The following is a 16,239-nucleotide window of genomic DNA, read 5'->3' as shown; positions in this document are numbered from 1 at the left end:
TTTTAATTTCTTTAATTTTCACACAAAAAGTGCGAAAATATTGTAAAATGTCTTATTTAAGGAGGTGCCTATGAAAAGTATCATTATTAAAGTGGTGGGGATTATTTTATTAGTTGGGTTATTAATTTATTTGTTCTACTCCCCCAAACTTGAATTCGATGTTTTAGAGAATCCAAATCATTCGAATGAGCGTGTGAACCGCACGTCACCTCCGAAAACAAACCCCAATGAAGGGGGGAACCCAAAATTAACTAAAGGTGTAGGCACCTTAGTGGGTCAATCTATCGAAACGGTGACTCGAAAATATGGTCAAGCAGACCGAAGATATAGTTATGAAAAAGATTTTGAAAACTATATTTATCATCGTGATAACATGTATTTAATTGTCACTGTAAAAGGTCAAAAAGTGAAATCTGTCTATGTGACAGGAGAAGGGGCAAAAGGGAAAACAGGCCCTATAGAGATTAATTCTAGAGCTGATAAGATTTATAATTCCTTTTCAATTAATACTGAGCCTCAATTTAAATTTAATGGAAAACACTACCATTATGAATTGTCTGATGAAGATATTAAAACGCAAGCCTTAATACCTTTTGGGGATATTTATGCACAAGTGTTCATTGATCAACAATCGAACCGTGTCATTGGATTGAGATTTTTAGATAAAGAAGCGTTAGTCGTTATAAATCCTTATACTCAAAATCAGCCTGAGCTTCTTAGTGAAGATGAGGTTGACCAAAAAGAAGCACATAAAAATCCTGATCAAGACGTTAATCAACGTTTAACTTTATATGAGTTAACGAATGAAATGAGAAAGCTCTATCATCGTCGCCCATTACAAGTTGAAGGGAAACTAGAAAGTGTGGCGAACGTTAATTTATTTAATACACTTGCAAGCGGCAACCATACGTTTACAGAATCCAGTTTAATAGATGTCCTCGATCAAACGGATTTAAGTTATCAAAGTGTTTCTCAAAACGTCGCCTATAATTTTAATGATGTCCCGACATTAACGCATAGTTGGATGAACTCAGATGCTCACCGTTCGCGTATGCTTAATGAGAAGTATTCGAAAATGGGAGGAGAAATTGATCGTCAATATTTCATTCTCATCTTTCTAGAGGAGGAAGATCAAAGTGTTTAATGAATCCCTTATGAATATTTTAGATCAAACAGATCATTTAGGAGATATGATACGAGCGTCAGAAGAAAGTGAGAACTATAAGAAAACAAAACAGACGCTTCAAAGTGATATAAAAGCCCAACAGCTGTATCAAGCCTTTTTAAAAGAACGTATAAAATATAATGAAGTCCAAAGATTTGGTCGTTATCATCCAGATTATCAGCAAGTGATGCTCGCTACAAGACGTGCTAAAAGAAATTATGAAATGCATCCGAGTGTTGTTGCGTTTAAGCAAGCAGAAACTGAACTTCAACGCCTTATAGATGAAGTGGTGACTGTGATTGCTACGAGTATCTCCGAACATGTAAAAGTTGAAGCAGGAACGCCATTGTTCGATAAATTGGCGCACGGTTGTGCTACTGGAGATGCATGTCAATGTAAACCCCACTAAGTAAAGACTTAGCGGGGTTTCATTTTTTCTATGGAATGTTTATTTTAAAGTCAAATTTTATAGAGATAAATGACTTATTTTAGCATTATTTCAATTAAGTCATACGCATCGTAGGGTCTTGTGTGGAAAAGTATAAAATAATCATAAAGCGCAACACGTTAGCATCGCCCTTAGTCTAAATCTAATTTTTAGAAAATTTTCTGGATAAAAATTGTTGGGCTAATGTCGGGCGGTCTGTCACGATGGTATGAACGCCTTTTTCAACGAGATCTACCATTAAATCAATACTATTGACCCCGTAATAGCCTGGAACAATATGACGGGAATTCAACCAGCGAATTAAACGTGAAGATGTGAGTGAGATGCCCTTATGCGATAAAGGCATTTGAAACGTCAACGCTTGACCTTCATATAAATGAGGCAGTCCGATGTAAAACTTTAAAAGTCCTTCTGTCACTTCAGATTGACTAGCGCCCGTCGCGATTTCATTTGTTTGAAGTTGGTTGAAGCGCGCGATTTGTGCTTTATGAAAGCTCGTTACGAGCACGCGTTGTTGGGCTTGATGCTTAATAATCGTTTGATATAACCTTTCTGCGGCAATCTCACCTTCAGGTGTATGGGGATGATCTTTAATATCGATATTAATCAATTGGTTAGGATAACGTGTGAGTAATTCGTCTAACGTGACAATTTTAGCTTTTGAATGTCCGCGGTAAGGAAATTTACCATTAATGTCTTTAAAGTGAAAACCAGCATCTAATCGCTTTAACTCTTCTAAAGTGTGTTGTGCCACACGCCCAGAACCATTTGTGGTGCGATTAACATCGGCATCGTGAAATACAATAATATGTCGGTCTTTTGACAAACGGATATCAATTTCAAAACCTGTCAAACCAAGTTTTGCACTATGGTCAAAGGCGAGGATTGTATGTTCAGGGCGTTCAAACGCGCCGCCACGATGACTGAGTATATATGGAGAGGGCTTTTGAAAATAAGGATGTTGGTCTCTCGTTTGTGTTTTAATGTGGAATAATTTACAATTAAATCGTTTTTGTGACGCGCTTCCAAATTTTGTTATAAAGTTTGACATAGTATACACCTACTTCATGAAAAATTTTACCTTTTCGTTTTAAAGTTTTACATGGTACGATATAAACGTGAAAGTGCGAGGTGAAAAAATGGAAATCGTACAACGAGAAAAATTAATTATTTACTTAAAAAATATGAAGCATGAACGTCATATTCGTAAATACGGTCATATTGTAGCCGTGAGTAAATCACACAAATATGTGGCCATGTATGTTGATCAAGAACAAGTAGATCAAACAGTCCAAAAACTAATGAAACTTAAATATGTGACGAATATCGTCAGCTCCCCATACAAAACTATCAAAAAAGTTTATGAAAAAGAAAAATATGAGTTTTAACTATTCTAGTGGGGGAAGCCAGTGTTGCAGTCTTAACACGCTCTTTAAATAATTAAAATAGAGTTCTAACTCTGGATATTCATCAGGGGCGTGGACATCTACGCCGACCATTTCTATTTGGTAAGGTTCTGCAAAAGACTGGATAAGTTCATATTTGCGATTGGACTCTGGGTAAGGATAACGTAGAGCATCTAACATAATATAAATGCCTTGGAAGTACCTTCCTTCAGTGGGTTTCATGATTAAGGCCACTGACGAGCGTTTTTCTTGAGACTTTGGGGTGTGGAAAAAAACTAATCGTTCAATTCTTTGATGATTATATTCGATAAGTGTTTTAAATTCATACAAATCTGTAAGACCGTGGCCGAGCACAATAAATGATTGTTTCATAGTGTTCCTCCTTCATGCAGATTATATTAAAAATGAAATAAGATTGGAAGTGTAAGTATATGCGCGTCATTGCAGGGAAACATAAAAGTAAACTATTAGAAACGCTCGAGGGGCGTAACACAAGACCGACGATGGATAAAGTGAAAGAGGGTATTTTTAATAGTTTACATGAAGTACAAGGTATTGGACTGGATTTGTTTGCTGGAAGTGGCGGCTTAGGGATTGAGGCGCTCTCGCGTGGAATGGAAAAAGTGATTTTTGTCGATCAAAATATTGGAGCGGTTAAAGTCATTCGCCAAAATATTAAGAAGCTAGGCTTAGAAAATCAAGTGGAAGTTTATAAAAACAATGCGGATCGCGCACTAAAAGCGTTGAGTAAAAGAGACATTCAGTTTGACATCATATTTTTAGACCCTCCTTACAATAAAGGGTTAATTGATCAAGCATTAGCACGTATCCACGAATTTGATTTATTAAAAAATAATGGTATTATCGTGTGTGAGTTTAGTCATCGTGAATCAATCAATTTACAAGGGTTTAAAGAAATTAAACGTTATCATTATGGTTTAACTGATACATGTTTATTAGAAAAAGGAGAAAGTCATGGCTAATACAAAAGCGGTCATACCAGGGAGTTTTGATCCTATTACATATGGACATATTGATATCATTGAGCGAAGTGCTGAAAGATTTGAAGAATTGCATATTTGTGTATTGCGCAATAGTAGCAAAAAAGGGACATTTACAACGGATGAACGTATTGCCCTTATTGAAGCATCAGTTGCGCATCTAGACAATGTCTACGTACATTCTTATGGGGGATTATTAGTGGACTTTTGTGAAAAAATTGGCGCAACAACTATTATACGTGGGTTGCGTGCGGTGAGTGATTTTGAATATGAGCTTCGCCTGACTTCGATGAATCGGAAACTGAATCCAAATGTTGAAACGTTGTATATGATGACATCCACAGATTATTCGTTTATCAGTTCAAGTGTTGTGAAAGAGGTTGCACAATATGATGCGGATATTTCAGAATTTGTGCCCAAACCCGTTGAAGAAGCACTATTGAAGAAATTTAAAATTGAGAATGAATAGAGAAATGGGGCTGGGACATAATTGATTTCATGCATTTGATTGTTCTAAAAAGCCTCGCTTTTCTAGGCGCCTCACCACTGCATGAATACGTTACGAATGAAATGAGTTACGTATTCAGTACACCTATGAACATGGGTGAATAGGTGATCCATAGTTTAAGATTGAGACTATCTCAATCTTAAAATGGATTTTCGGTTTCGGCTAGATGCCTCAGAAGTCTCAGCTTAGGAAACAATCAAATTTGCTATAATTATTCCCAACCCTAAAGTTATAAACTTTATCAACTCAATTTTATTGAATTAAGTTGTATCAAAATAGCCATCAAAATTTATTCTCAGATAAATTTTGATGGCTTTCTAATTATTGGTAATCTTTATTTCCAACTTCCCTTTTTGTGTATATTCGAGAATTCAAAGGCTGTATTTTAATCAAAGAAGCAACTTTTCTAAACAACTGAATTGTTATGGATAATGACAGGTGTGTTGAAGTCTGTTTTTTGTTCTCCTGTCAATAGATTATAAATGTGCGTTGCTTTAATTTCGTTTTTAAAATAGTCTGCTGTCGCTTTATTGACGTTTGTAATAAATTTTTTATCGGGATGACGCTGTTTCACTTGTTTTAAATAAGCTTGTCCTTTTACATTCATTCCTAAGATTCTAACTGCTTTGACATCTGTATTGACGTCATTGTAAGTAAAATGAAGAAGAACGTTCATTAAAACCCTTTGGATGTGTGTATGAGTGTAGCGCTTCGTTTTTAATAATTTAAGCAATGTATCATAGTCATTAGCTTGGTGTATCGTGCGTTTTAAACGATGTTCAAAGCCTTCGCTCATCGTATAAATAGAGGCGAGCGATTGAACATCTTGTTGTAGAATAGATAATTTAATCATTTGAAATAATGTTGTATAGTCGTTGAATGGATTGTGAAATAAATTTATATTGTCAGATGGAACACAATGTTGCCACTGTGCACCGTTGGATAGAATATCTTTACGTATCGCGGAACCACTACCTAAAGTCTCATGTGTAAGTTCATGTTGATGATGTTGCGTCTCGATTCTTGGAATTGTAATGGGTTGAATGGGACTACGTTGTAAATGCAATTGTTTTAAATAAGATAGGGCTAAAATGTTGTTGGGCGAATTTAGAAGCGGGTGACGCATCTTTTCACCTATGATTCTTGCATAATGTTTACCTTCTTTTAATTGCGTCTGAAAATGACTATCTTGTTCGAGCGCGATTAATTGTGAACAGACTTTTTGGAGTTCATGGAGGTTGCCTGATTCACTGCCAAAGGATAACGTATCTGCTTCTAAATAATTTGCGACTTTAACTCCCATTTCAGCAAAACGGTCGCTCGAAGATAAACAGCCTAATAACGGTAACTCTACGACCAAATCTACGCCGGTCAAAGCCATTTGTGTACGTATGAATTTGGAATACATTGCGGGCATTCCGCGCATCATAAATTGTCCACTCATAATCGCAATCACAACATCAGCATCTGTGTTATACTTAGATTGTTGAACGTGATATAAATGCCCATTATGAAAGGGGTTATACTCTGTAATAAGCGCAACACTTTTCATTTGCGTTCTTTCCTTTCGTGTCTCATTATGAGTATTGTAACAGAAGTAAAGATGTTAAGAAAAAATCTTGACAACTTTCACGTCAAAAGTTAAAATAAATTTTGTGCTTGTTAGAGGTGAAGCCATATGAAATGGTCAATAACACAATTAAGAAAATACCAAGGACAACCTTTTAAATTTAATCAAACTGTTGAATTTAACGATTTAGTTGGAGCATTAGATCTTTTAGATTTGTCTCCGATTCACATTGAGGGTGAACTAAACGTAAAATCAAATGAAGTCGTTGCAAACGTACATTTAACAGGAACATATACGATGGCTTGTGCTCGTACTTTAAAGCCCGTTGAGGTTCCTTTAGATACGACATCGGTGGAAGTGTTTGATTTAGATGGTTTATACGAAGATGAGGACGATGAACATTATCATCTTGCGACGGATGGCATCATCAATCTTCGTGCAATCGCAGAAGAAATTGTGATGTTAGAAAAACCTATGCGTGTCATTGCTGAGGATAGCGATGAAATGCTAACAGGGGGTCAAGGTTGGGAAGTTGTTGACGAAACACAAATTTTGGATAACGACCCTTCACAAGATGAGTCGCATAAGAAAGTCGATCCAAGGCTTCAAAAATTACAACAGTTCTATGATGATAGTGATCGCGCACGCTAAAATCAATGCGTCATATGTAATGAATAAAAGGGAGGATTAATCATGGCAGTACCAAAAAGAAGAACTTCTAAAACGAGAAAAAACAAACGCCGTACACATTTTAAATTAGCAGTACCAGGTATGCAAGAATGCCCTAACTGTGGTGAATTAAAATTATCACACCGCGTATGCCCAAGCTGTGGTTCATACAAAGGTGAAGAAGTCGTTTCAAAATAATTGATTCGCATTTGTTACGCTTTGGCTTTTGAAGTCAAAGCGATTTTTTTAGTTTGGATACTATATTTTTAGGTTCTATACTTTTAACGGTTAGTGAGTTGTTCACTAGCCGTTATTTTTGGGTTCTATAATAAATCGGACTGATGTATAAATAATTTCATGTATTTGATTGTTCCATAAAGCCTCGCTTTTCTGGGAGCATTACAGAAATTTATTTGATTTCGTAGTAATGCCTGCCGGTGCATGAAGACGTTAGGAATGTAATGAGTTACGTCTTCAGTACACCTATGAACATGCGTGAATAGGTGGTCCTTATTTTAAGTTGCGTAAAGCTTGAAAAGAGCATACGCAATCCAGTCAGCTACTGCCACTAATTTTATTGCAGTAATTGAAAAATCTTAAAATGGATTTTCAGTTTCGGCTAGATGCCTCAGAAGTCTCGGCTTAGGAACTAATCAAATACGCTATTATATTCACAAGCGTTATAAAATCTATTTTACGACTCAATTTTAGTGATTTAAGTAGTATTAAAATAACCAACAACGTTCAAGAATTTATACTCTCACAACAAAAAAGGGGTTGAGCAATTTATTATTGTCTTACTCCTTATTGGGAAGTTGCGATTGATATAAGGGACGTATGTTCTCATGAAGAACTGAAGGGACTGTGTTAAAATAATTTTAAATTAAAAAAAAGAGTTGAGGTTTAAATATGGAACAGATTACGTCCAGTCAAAATGCAAAAGTAAAACAATTTTTAAAATTAAAAAAGAAACGAGAACGTGACAAACAAAATAAAGCTGTTTTAGAAGGGTTTCATCTTATTGAAGAAGCGTATCAAAGTGGATTAAAAATAGAACAATTATTTGTATTTGATGTGCAACGCGTCGATGCTAAGTTATTAGCCGCTGCCGAACAAGTTTATGAAATTAATATGAAAGTCGCTGAATCCTTAGCAGGAACCGTAACTCCCCAAGGTATTTTTGCGATTATTCAAAAACCTCAGATTGAATCATCCTCTTTGAAGCAAGTGTTGATTTTAGATCGCGTACAAGATCCGGGAAATGTCGGTACGTTAATTCGCACGGCCGATGCGGCTGGGCTTGATGCTGTCGTGATGACCAAAGGGACAGCGGATGCTTTTTCTGATAAAGTTTTACGTGCAAGTCAGGGAAGTGTTTTCCATATACCTATCATTGTAGAAGAAAATATCATTCATTTCATTCAACAATTTGAAGGTCCTGTTTATGGAACTACTTTAAATCAAGCTGTAAACTATCATGAGGTTGAAAAAAGGCAGTCATCATTTGCTTTAGTGTTAGGAAATGAAGGGGAAGGAATTTCGGATGAGATTTTACAAACGACTACTCAAAATATTACTATCCCCATATATGGTAAAGCGGAAAGTTTAAATGTCGCCATTGCAGCAGGCATTTTAATGTTTCATTTAAAGGGTTGACCCTCATTTTACTCATGTATATAATTAACGTATTAAGATAAATAAGAATGCCAATAAAAAGACAGAAACGATACGATACAATAGTCAAGGGAAGGTAGACAATAACTGAGAGTCACCTCTATTGTGTAGCGTTTTTTTCACCTTTTTAGCTACTTAAAGAGATTTAAGTCGGGTTTATGACTCGTTATCAACATAAATTCAGAGTGTATGTAGTGAATTCTACATAAAACTGGGTGGTACCACGGAAAAGCTTCGTCCCAAGTCAAGGGCGGAGTTTTTTTATTTTTAAGGAGGATAAACATGTCACATACAGATGAAATGGTGCAAATTAAAACTGAAGCACTTGAAGCCATTCAACAGGTAGATAGCGAAAAAGCATTACAAGATGTGAAAGTAAATTATTTAGGTAAAAAAGGTCAAGTGACCGGCCTCATGAAAAATATGAAAGACTTACCTAAAGAAGAAAAACCAGCTTATGGTCAAAAAGTGAATGAAGTTCGTCAAGCGATTACGATGGCGATTGAAGAAAAACAAGTTGCATTAGAAGAAGAAAGTTTAAATCAACAATTAGCGGAAGAATCTATTGATGTCACATTGCCAAGTCGTAAAATTGCGAATGGTGCAAAACATCCGCTCACACGGACAATTGAAGAGATAGAAGATTTATTTTTAGGATTAGGTTATGAAATTGTGACAGGTTATGAAGTTGAACAGGATTACTACAATTTTGAGGCATTAAATCTTCCTAAATCTCATCCGGCAAGAGACATGCAAGATAGTTTCTACATTACAGAAGAAATATTAATGCGTACGCACACATCACCTGTCCAAGCGCGTACAATGGAAAAACGTAACGGTGAAGGACCTGTGAAAATTATTTGTCCAGGTAAAGTGTATCGTCGTGATTCAGATGACGCTACACACAGTCATCAGTTTACACAGATTGAAGGACTGGTTGTCGATGAAAATATTAAAATGAGTGACTTGAAAGGGACTTTAGAGTTATTAGCAAAATCACTATTTGGTGCTGATCGCGAAATCCGTTTACGCCCAAGTTATTTTCCATTTACAGAGCCTTCTGTCGAAGTGGATGTTTCTTGTTTTAAATGTAAAGGCAAAGGATGTAACGTTTGTAAACATACAGGATGGATTGAAATTTTAGGTGCAGGTATGGTTCATCCAAATGTATTGGAAATGGCTGGATTTGACGCTCAACGATATTCAGGATTTGCATTTGGTATGGGTCCTGATCGTATCGCGATGTTGAAATACGGCATTGAAGATATTCGTCATTTTTATACGAATGACGTCCGTTTCTTAGAACAATTTAAAGCAGTGGAAGATAGAGGTGAAACAACATGTTAATTTCAAAAGAATGGTTAGAATCTTATGTAGATATCGATGTGTCAATTGAAGCGTTAGCTGAACGCATCACACGCACAGGCATAGAAGTTGATGATATTGTAGATTTCACTGCGGATATTAAAAACTTAGTTGTCGGTTATGTGGAATCAATTGAAAAACATCCAGACGCAGATAAATTAAACATTTGCCAAGTGAATATTGGTGAGAGTGAACCTATTCAAATTGTCTGTGGTGCACCCAATGTAGATGCGGGTCAGACCGTAATTGTTGCTAAAGTAGGCGGCCGTCTACCAGGAGGCATTAAAATTAAACGTGCTAAATTGCGTGGTCAAGTTTCAGAAGGAATGATTTGTTCATTACAAGAAATTGGGTTAGCAAGTAATGTAGTACCTAAGGCATTTGAAGAAGGAATTTATAATTTTAGTTCTCAGATTGAACCGGGAACAGATGCGTTGAAAGCATTGTATTTAGACGATCAATTGATGGAATTTGATTTAACACCTAACCGCTCGGATGCTTTAAGTATGATAGGCACGGCATATGAAGTAGGTGCACTCTATCATCAAACTGTGCGTAAACCTGAAACGAAAGTGGCTTCTGAGACAGGTGATGCACATGATGAATTAACAGTAAAAATTGAAAATGAGGACAAGGTACCTTATTACAGTGCGCGTATCGTTAAAAATGTGAAAATTGCACCTTCTCCGGAATGGATGCAATCTCGTTTAATGAAAGCGGGCATTCGTCCGATTAATAATGTAGTTGATATCTCTAATTATGTGTTACTTGAATATGGTCAACCTCTGCATATGTTTGACCAAAATCAAATGGGTTCTAATGAAATTGTAGTCCGTCAAGCGCATGATGGTGAAACAATGACCACATTAGATAATCAAGAACGTCAACTTAAAATGAACGATATTGTCATTACGAATGGAAAGGAACCTATTGCGCTTGGTGGCGTGATGGGTGGAGATTTTTCAGAAGTAACGACAAATACAAAAAATGTTGTAGTAGAAGGGGCACTTTTTAATCCTGTTTCGATTCGCCATACGTCACGTCGCTTGAACTTAAGAAGTGAGTCTTCAAGTCGTTTTGAAAAAGGATTAGCCACAGAATTTGTGAATGAAGCAGTAGATCGTGCTTGTGTGCTTTTAGAAACCCTAGCTCAAGGTGAAGTCATGGCAGAACGTGTATTTGCAGGAGAGTTGGGTGCATTGACAAGAACAATAGAAATTACCGTTGACAAAGTGAACCGTACCATTGGTTTTAACGTGTCTGAAGATGAAATGATTGAAGCTTTAGAACAATTAGGGTTTAAAACAACGGTAAAAAATCAAGTGTTAGAAGTCACTGTGCCATCAAGACGACCTGATATTACCATTGAAGCAGATATTATCGAAGAAATCGCACGTATTTATGGCTATTATAATCTACCATCGTCACTCCCTGTATTTGAATCAGTGACAAGTGGTGCTCTAACAGATCGACAACGCAAAACACGTGTTGTTCGAGGAGCGTTAGAAGGTGCGGGCTTATCACAAGCGATTACGTATTCACTTGTAGACGAAAAGCGTGCAACAGCGTTTACTACAGAAAAGCGCGATGTCATTAAATTATTGATGCCAATGAGTGAAGCCCATTCAACATTACGTCAAAGTTTGCTTCCACATTTAATTGATGCGGTTCAATATAATGTCGCACGTAAAAATCAAAATGTGGCGCTATATGAAATCGGAAATGTCTTTTTTAGTAATGGTGAGGGCGTAATGCCGGATGAAGTCGAATATTTAAGTGGTATTATGACAGGCGAGTACGTGGCAAATCCTTGGCAAGGTAAAAAAGAAGTTGTAGATTTTTATCTGACAAAAGGCGTTGTCGATCGTATTGCAGATAAACTGGCATTACGTTTTGAGTATGAAACAGCACAGGTGGATGGTTTACATCCTGGACGTACAGCAAACGTGTTGTGTCAAGGTGAAACAATAGGTTTCATAGGTGAACTTCATCCAACTGTTGCCAAACAATACGATTTAGGTCGGACGTATGTATTTGAACTAAACTATGAAAAATTAATGAAATTCCAAGTCGGCTACATTAATTATCATCAAATTCCTAAGTTCCCAGGGGTCACTCGTGATATTGCACTCGTAGTCAATACTGAGGTCCGTGTCTCTAGTTTGATTCAAACGATTCGTCAAGCGGGTGGACGTTTATTAAAAGAGGCATCAGTGTTTGATGTCTATGACGGTGAACATATGGAGGCAGGTAAAAAATCTGTCGCGATCAGACTTGAATATTTAGATACTGAAAATACATTAACAGAAGCACAAGTGGCCGAAGTCCATGAGACAATTTTATCTGAGCTTGAAAACCAAGGGGCCACACTAAGAGGATAAAAATTATCATAATTTAAACTGTTCGCAAAGTCATGCGCTTTGTGAACAGTTTTTTACATCTATGTATTATTTTCTTTATAAGGTATTAAAATAGCCATCAGAATTTATTCTTAGATAAATTTTGATGGCGTTCAAATGATTGATGATCTAGATATTTCAACTCTTACGCTCTTTAAAAGTAGGTTATGTTTCAATCATATGTCTATGATGTAATAATTGTTCATTATATATCCTTGCGCTTTTTTTGTACTAATTTAAGTGCTTTCTCTCGATTACCAAAATGTTTTTTTGTGATGGCGTCAAGTTGAGGGAGTCCTTGTTTCTCAATAATTTGCGCTGCCAAAAGGTCGACTTTGCCACTTGCCCCTTTCAAAATCGTTTGGTGCATTTTTTTAGAAAGTAAATCCATATGTTTAACAAAAGCATATCTTGAAATAATACTTGCTGCAGCGATAGCTAACGATTTGGATTCACCTTTTGTTTCAAAATGCGTCCGTTTTTCAAGAGGGATGTCTCCTAACGCATAGCGTTTATAAACGCCGGGCTGCGCAAACTGATCAATGACAATGGCATCGATATCACTTTGTTCTACTTTTTTTAAGACGTTTTGAATGCAAGCATTATGTAAAACAGCTTTCATTTTCACTTGTGACCATCCCATCGCTTGGCGTTCATTATAATTTGGATTATCTAGAACGATGAGGGAGTGGGGAAGAAAAGTCACCAATTGTTCTGCAAGTTCCACGATTTTACGATCATTCAACTTTTTAGAGTCGTCCACCCCTAAAGTTTTGAGAACGGCGATATTTTCTTTACTCACATAGCATGCACAAACCGTTAAAGGACCGAAATAATCGCCACTTCCCGCTTCGTCACTGCCGATACAGCTCATTTGATTGTAGTTCACGGAATGTTTTTGAGGAGTGACTGGTTTGGTTGCTGCTATAGATACACTCTTTGGACCAAGGAGCTTTTGTGCGACAGCTTCGACGTTTTGTCCTTGAAACATGACCTTGCGCGATTTATATATACTAATCGTTACCCCTTGATACTTTGCTTTTGCAATCATTCCGGGCGCTAAATTAGAAGTATCGGCATTAATTTTTTGAATTAACTTTTCAATCTCATTTTGAGATAATGTTTGAACTAAATTTGCCATAAGTAACCTCTTTTATTCATATTTCTATTGCTTATCCTATCATAAATTTTTAACGTGAAGGGAGTGGGTATGCCATTGCTACAAAAAAGTCATATGAAAAGAATGAATTCATATGAATCCATGATACACAAACTCTTCCGTCTCGTGTATAATGTACGTTGATGAATAAAATTAAATTATAGGGCTAGGTGAACGGATATGGGTGAGTTTAAAAACAGAATAAACGTAACAATAAATGACCAGCACTATACGATCGTTGGAGAAGATGACCCTGAGCACATTCGTTATGTTGCTGATTTAGTTGATGATAAAATAAAGTCATTAGGACAACGCAATGCTGGATTAGATTCAGTACGAAAAGCGGTTTTAACAGCTGTCAATGTGACACATGAATTAGTGCTTCTTGAGGAAGAAAACGCGAGATTAAGAGAAGAAATTCAAAGATTAAAACATAGAGGCGAATGAAATGTTTCTCCTAATTAGCGGGATTTTCATTCTCATTTATGCCGCTATCGGTTTTTATCGAGGGATGACGGCCAGTGTGCTGCATCTGATGAGTACCGTATTTGCTTTGTGGGTAGGACTTCAATTTTATAAACCACTCAATGATTATTTGAGATTATTTATTCCATTCCCTAAGACGGATGCTTTTGATACGACATACGCGATTCAGTTTGACCAGCCTGAATCTCATTTTAATGCTCTGGTCAGTTTATTACTGATTGTATTTATCGTCAAAGTGATTGCACATGTTGTATTGGATACGTTTGCCAAATTGATTTATCGCCATCGGAATTCTTTGGTATTGCGTGTGGTGGGCGTAGGTGTGAGCGTGATTTCGGCAGGGATTGTTCTTCATTTTATTTTTATTTTAATGGCCTTGTATCCAGACGCAAATATACAGTTAGCACTTCAACATACGCCATTCGCACAATGGCTTATTACCAAGCTCCCTATCCTTTCACAATATACAATGAACTTAATTTAAACTAACTTTTGAGGTTGGAACGACATAGTAGATTGAATCATCGTTTCATCCTCTTTTTTATGAGGTGATTTCAATGACGAAAAAAGATGTGATACGTTTACTTGAAAAAATAGCAACCTATATGGAATTGAAAGGCGAAAATGCATTTAAAGTTTCTGCATACCGAAAAGCCGCACAAAGTCTTGAGACAGACGAGTGCACATTAGATGAAATTGATGACGTCACAGCACTTAAGAATATCGGGAAGGGTGTAGGTGAAGTCATAGATACCTATCGCAAAACAGGCACCTCTCCAACACTAGAAACTTTGCAAAAAGAAGTTCCGGAAGGGCTTATTCCTTTGCTTAAAATTCAAGGTTTAGGCAGTAAAAAAATTGCAAAACTTTATGAGACTCTCCATATTACTGACAAATCCTCATTACAAGCTGCATGTGAAGCAGGCAAAGTTAGTGAATTGAAAGGATTTGCTAAAAAGACTGAACAAAACATATTAGAAGCTGTGAAAGCGATGGGTGCGAAAAAAGACCACTATCCTATTGATACTATGCGCGGGTTAAATCGTGTGGTCCAAGCTCATTTGGAGACGATTCCAGAGATAGAGGCGTTCGAAGTTGCGGGGAGCTTTAGACGTATGAAAGAAATGAGCAAAGATTTAGACTATATTATTAGCACAGAGGCCCCCTTAAAAGTACAAAAAGCTTTGCTTGAAATTCCTAATAAACTAAAAGAAGTAGCTGTTGGGAAAACAAAAGTTTCATTAGAACTCGAGTATGACGATGAAACAATAGGTGTCGATTTTAGAATGATTGAACCTCGTTCGTTTTTCCACACACTACAACATTTCACAGGGTCAAAAGAACATAACATCCGCATCCGTCAACTGGCAAAGGCGCGAGAGGAAAAGGTTAGTGAATATGGAATAGAGCAAGCAGATGGTCAATTACTGCAATTTGATAGTGAAGCAAAAATATATGAACATTTTAACGTTAATTGGATTGCGCCAAGCATGAGAGAAGATGGTTCTGAATTTGATAAAGATTTATCTGACATCATTACACTCGAAGATATTCGAGGAGATATTCATATGCATACGACGGCGAGTGATGGTGCAATGTCTTTACGTGAAATGGTTGAAGCGAACATACGAAAAGGGTATGATTTCATGTGTATTACAGACCATTCCAAAAGTCTTAAAGTTGCAAATGGGCTTAGTATCGAACGTTTACTCAAGCAAAATGAAGAAATTAAAGCACTCAACAAAGAGTATGAAGAGATTGATATTTATTCAGGAACAGAAATGGATATCTTACCGGACGGATCTTTGGACTATGAGGATGAGGTGCTTTCACAATTAGATTATGTCATTGCAGCTATTCACCAAAGCTTTAATCAGTCAGAATCAGAAATTATGAAACGATTAGAAACCGCTTGTTACAATCCATATGTTCGACATATTGCCCATCCGACAGGCAGAATTATTGGTCGTCGAGACGGCTATCCAGTCGATATGGAAAAGTTGATAAAAATGTGTTCAGATACAAATACAGTATTGGAAATTAATGCCAATCCTAAGCGCCTAGATTTAAATGCAGCAACTTTACGTGCCAATCCTAACCTTAAAGTAACCATTAATACAGATGCGCATCATACGAACCATTTGGAATTCATGAAATATGGTGTGGCTACCGCTCAAAAAGGCTTTGTGAAAAAGACGCAAGTAATCAATGCAATGTCACGAAGTACATTTAAAGATTTTGTTAATCAGAAAAAAATGTAAGTTTATTTGAGATAAAAGCGTCATCATTTTAGGAGTGGACCTATTAAAATGTCATGCGTAAGAACAAAGACATTAGACAAAAGGAGTACGCATCGCACATCGTTTTCTAAAATATAGGTGCATTGTAA

17 protein-coding genes are annotated in these 16,239 nt (G+C 36.6%); 13 read left to right on the top strand and 4 right to left on the bottom strand.

Going from position 1 to position 16,239, the window contains the following annotated elements:
• The first annotated feature begins 70 nt into the window (after window positions 1-70).
• Both PYW36_RS07905 and PYW36_RS07900 read left to right on the top strand, forming a co-directional pair.
• Window positions 71-1,144, top strand: coding sequence for a CAP-associated domain-containing protein (locus PYW36_RS07905; protein WP_103159654.1), 1,074 nt, complete (start codon window positions 71-73; stop codon window positions 1,142-1,144).
• Window positions 1,137-1,574: a YlbF/YmcA family competence regulator gene (locus PYW36_RS07900; RefSeq protein ID WP_037571699.1), complete on the top strand. Its 438-nt coding sequence runs from the start codon at window positions 1,137-1,139 to the stop codon at window positions 1,572-1,574. The genes PYW36_RS07905 and PYW36_RS07900 overlap by 8 nt, the downstream gene beginning before the upstream one ends.
• A gap of 181 nt (window positions 1,575-1,755) precedes the next feature.
• Here PYW36_RS07900 and PYW36_RS07895 read toward each other — a convergent pair whose 3' ends face one another.
• Window positions 1,756-2,664, bottom strand: coding sequence for a lysophosphatidylglycerol phospholipase D (locus PYW36_RS07895; protein ID WP_103159653.1), 909 nt, complete (start codon window positions 2,662-2,664; stop codon window positions 1,756-1,758).
• Between the two features lie 88 nt (window positions 2,665-2,752).
• On the opposite strand from PYW36_RS07895, the gene PYW36_RS07890 reads away from it, so the two are divergent.
• On the top strand, window positions 2,753-3,001 hold the full coding sequence (locus tag PYW36_RS07890) for a DUF2129 domain-containing protein (protein ID WP_103159652.1): 249 nt from the start codon (window positions 2,753-2,755) through the stop codon (window positions 2,999-3,001).
• Here the strand turns inward: PYW36_RS07890 and PYW36_RS07885 are convergent, their stop codons facing one another.
• Complete coding sequence (locus PYW36_RS07885) at window positions 3,002-3,391, bottom strand: DUF7147 family protein (protein WP_037571694.1); 390 nt, start codon at window positions 3,389-3,391, stop codon at window positions 3,002-3,004.
• A gap of 59 nt (window positions 3,392-3,450) precedes the next feature.
• On the opposite strand from PYW36_RS07885, the gene rsmD reads away from it, so the two are divergent.
• Both rsmD and coaD read left to right on the top strand, forming a co-directional pair.
• Entirely contained in the window at window positions 3,451-4,002 is a 552-nt protein-coding gene (rsmD, locus tag PYW36_RS07880) for a 16S rRNA (guanine(966)-N(2))-methyltransferase RsmD (RefSeq protein ID WP_037571691.1), read from the top strand.
• On the top strand, window positions 3,995-4,489 hold the full coding sequence (gene coaD, locus PYW36_RS07875; RefSeq protein ID WP_103159651.1) for a pantetheine-phosphate adenylyltransferase: 495 nt from the start codon (window positions 3,995-3,997) through the stop codon (window positions 4,487-4,489). The genes rsmD and coaD overlap by 8 nt, the downstream gene beginning before the upstream one ends.
• 445 nt (window positions 4,490-4,934) lie before the next feature.
• Here coaD and PYW36_RS07870 read toward each other — a convergent pair whose 3' ends face one another.
• A complete protein-coding gene (locus PYW36_RS07870; protein WP_103159650.1) occupies window positions 4,935-6,080 on the bottom strand; it encodes a nucleotidyltransferase in 1,146 nt (381 codons plus the stop codon).
• Between the two features lie 126 nt (window positions 6,081-6,206).
• Here PYW36_RS07870 and PYW36_RS07865 point away from each other — a divergent pair, with 126 nt between their 5' ends.
• The 5 genes from PYW36_RS07865 (at window position 6,207) to pheT (ending at window position 12,187) form a co-directional block, all read left to right on the top strand.
• On the top strand, window positions 6,207-6,749 hold the full coding sequence (locus PYW36_RS07865; RefSeq protein WP_037571683.1) for a YceD family protein: 543 nt from the start codon (window positions 6,207-6,209) through the stop codon (window positions 6,747-6,749).
• A gap of 42 nt (window positions 6,750-6,791) precedes the next feature.
• A complete protein-coding gene (gene rpmF / locus PYW36_RS07860; protein ID WP_037571680.1) occupies window positions 6,792-6,965 on the top strand; it encodes a 50S ribosomal protein L32 in 174 nt (57 codons plus the stop codon).
• A 711-nt stretch (window positions 6,966-7,676) separates the two neighbouring features.
• Window positions 7,677-8,423: a TrmH family RNA methyltransferase gene (locus PYW36_RS07855; RefSeq protein ID WP_103159649.1), complete on the top strand. Its 747-nt coding sequence runs from the start codon at window positions 7,677-7,679 to the stop codon at window positions 8,421-8,423.
• A 300-nt stretch (window positions 8,424-8,723) separates the two neighbouring features.
• The gene (gene pheS / locus PYW36_RS07850) at window positions 8,724-9,788 is read left to right on the top strand and encodes a phenylalanine--tRNA ligase subunit alpha (protein ID WP_103159648.1); all 1,065 of its coding nucleotides are present in this window, start codon (window positions 8,724-8,726) and stop codon (window positions 9,786-9,788) included.
• Window positions 9,782-12,187, top strand: a complete 2,406-nt coding sequence (pheT, locus tag PYW36_RS07845; RefSeq protein WP_103159647.1) for a phenylalanine--tRNA ligase subunit beta — start codon at window positions 9,782-9,784, stop codon at window positions 12,185-12,187. The genes pheS and pheT overlap by 7 nt, the downstream gene beginning before the upstream one ends.
• Before the next feature lie 223 nt (window positions 12,188-12,410).
• Here pheT and rnhC read toward each other — a convergent pair whose 3' ends face one another.
• Window positions 12,411-13,346: a ribonuclease HIII gene (rnhC, locus tag PYW36_RS07840; protein WP_037571670.1), complete on the bottom strand. Its 936-nt coding sequence runs from the start codon at window positions 13,344-13,346 to the stop codon at window positions 12,411-12,413.
• 198 nt (window positions 13,347-13,544) lie between these two features.
• On the opposite strand from rnhC, the gene zapA reads away from it, so the two are divergent.
• From zapA to polX, 3 genes are all read left to right on the top strand, one after another.
• Window positions 13,545-13,811, top strand: a complete 267-nt coding sequence (gene zapA / locus PYW36_RS07835; protein WP_037571667.1) for a cell division protein ZapA — start codon at window positions 13,545-13,547, stop codon at window positions 13,809-13,811.
• A gap of 1 nt (window position 13,812) precedes the next feature.
• Window positions 13,813-14,334 (top strand): CvpA family protein, encoded by a 522-nt coding sequence (locus tag PYW36_RS07830; protein ID WP_037571662.1) that lies wholly within the window; start codon window positions 13,813-13,815, stop codon window positions 14,332-14,334.
• A gap of 73 nt (window positions 14,335-14,407) precedes the next feature.
• The gene (polX, locus tag PYW36_RS07825; RefSeq protein ID WP_103158729.1) at window positions 14,408-16,111 is read left to right on the top strand and encodes a DNA polymerase/3'-5' exonuclease PolX; all 1,704 of its coding nucleotides are present in this window, start codon (window positions 14,408-14,410) and stop codon (window positions 16,109-16,111) included.
• Window positions 16,112-16,239: the final 128 nt, after the last annotated feature.

The organism is Staphylococcus chromogenes (assembly GCF_029024625.1).
In the GTDB taxonomy this organism is placed as follows: domain Bacteria; phylum Bacillota; class Bacilli; order Staphylococcales; family Staphylococcaceae; genus Staphylococcus; species Staphylococcus chromogenes.
Note: the sequence above shows the minus strand (reverse complement) of the source record. Positions and strands in the feature narration are given on the sequence as shown.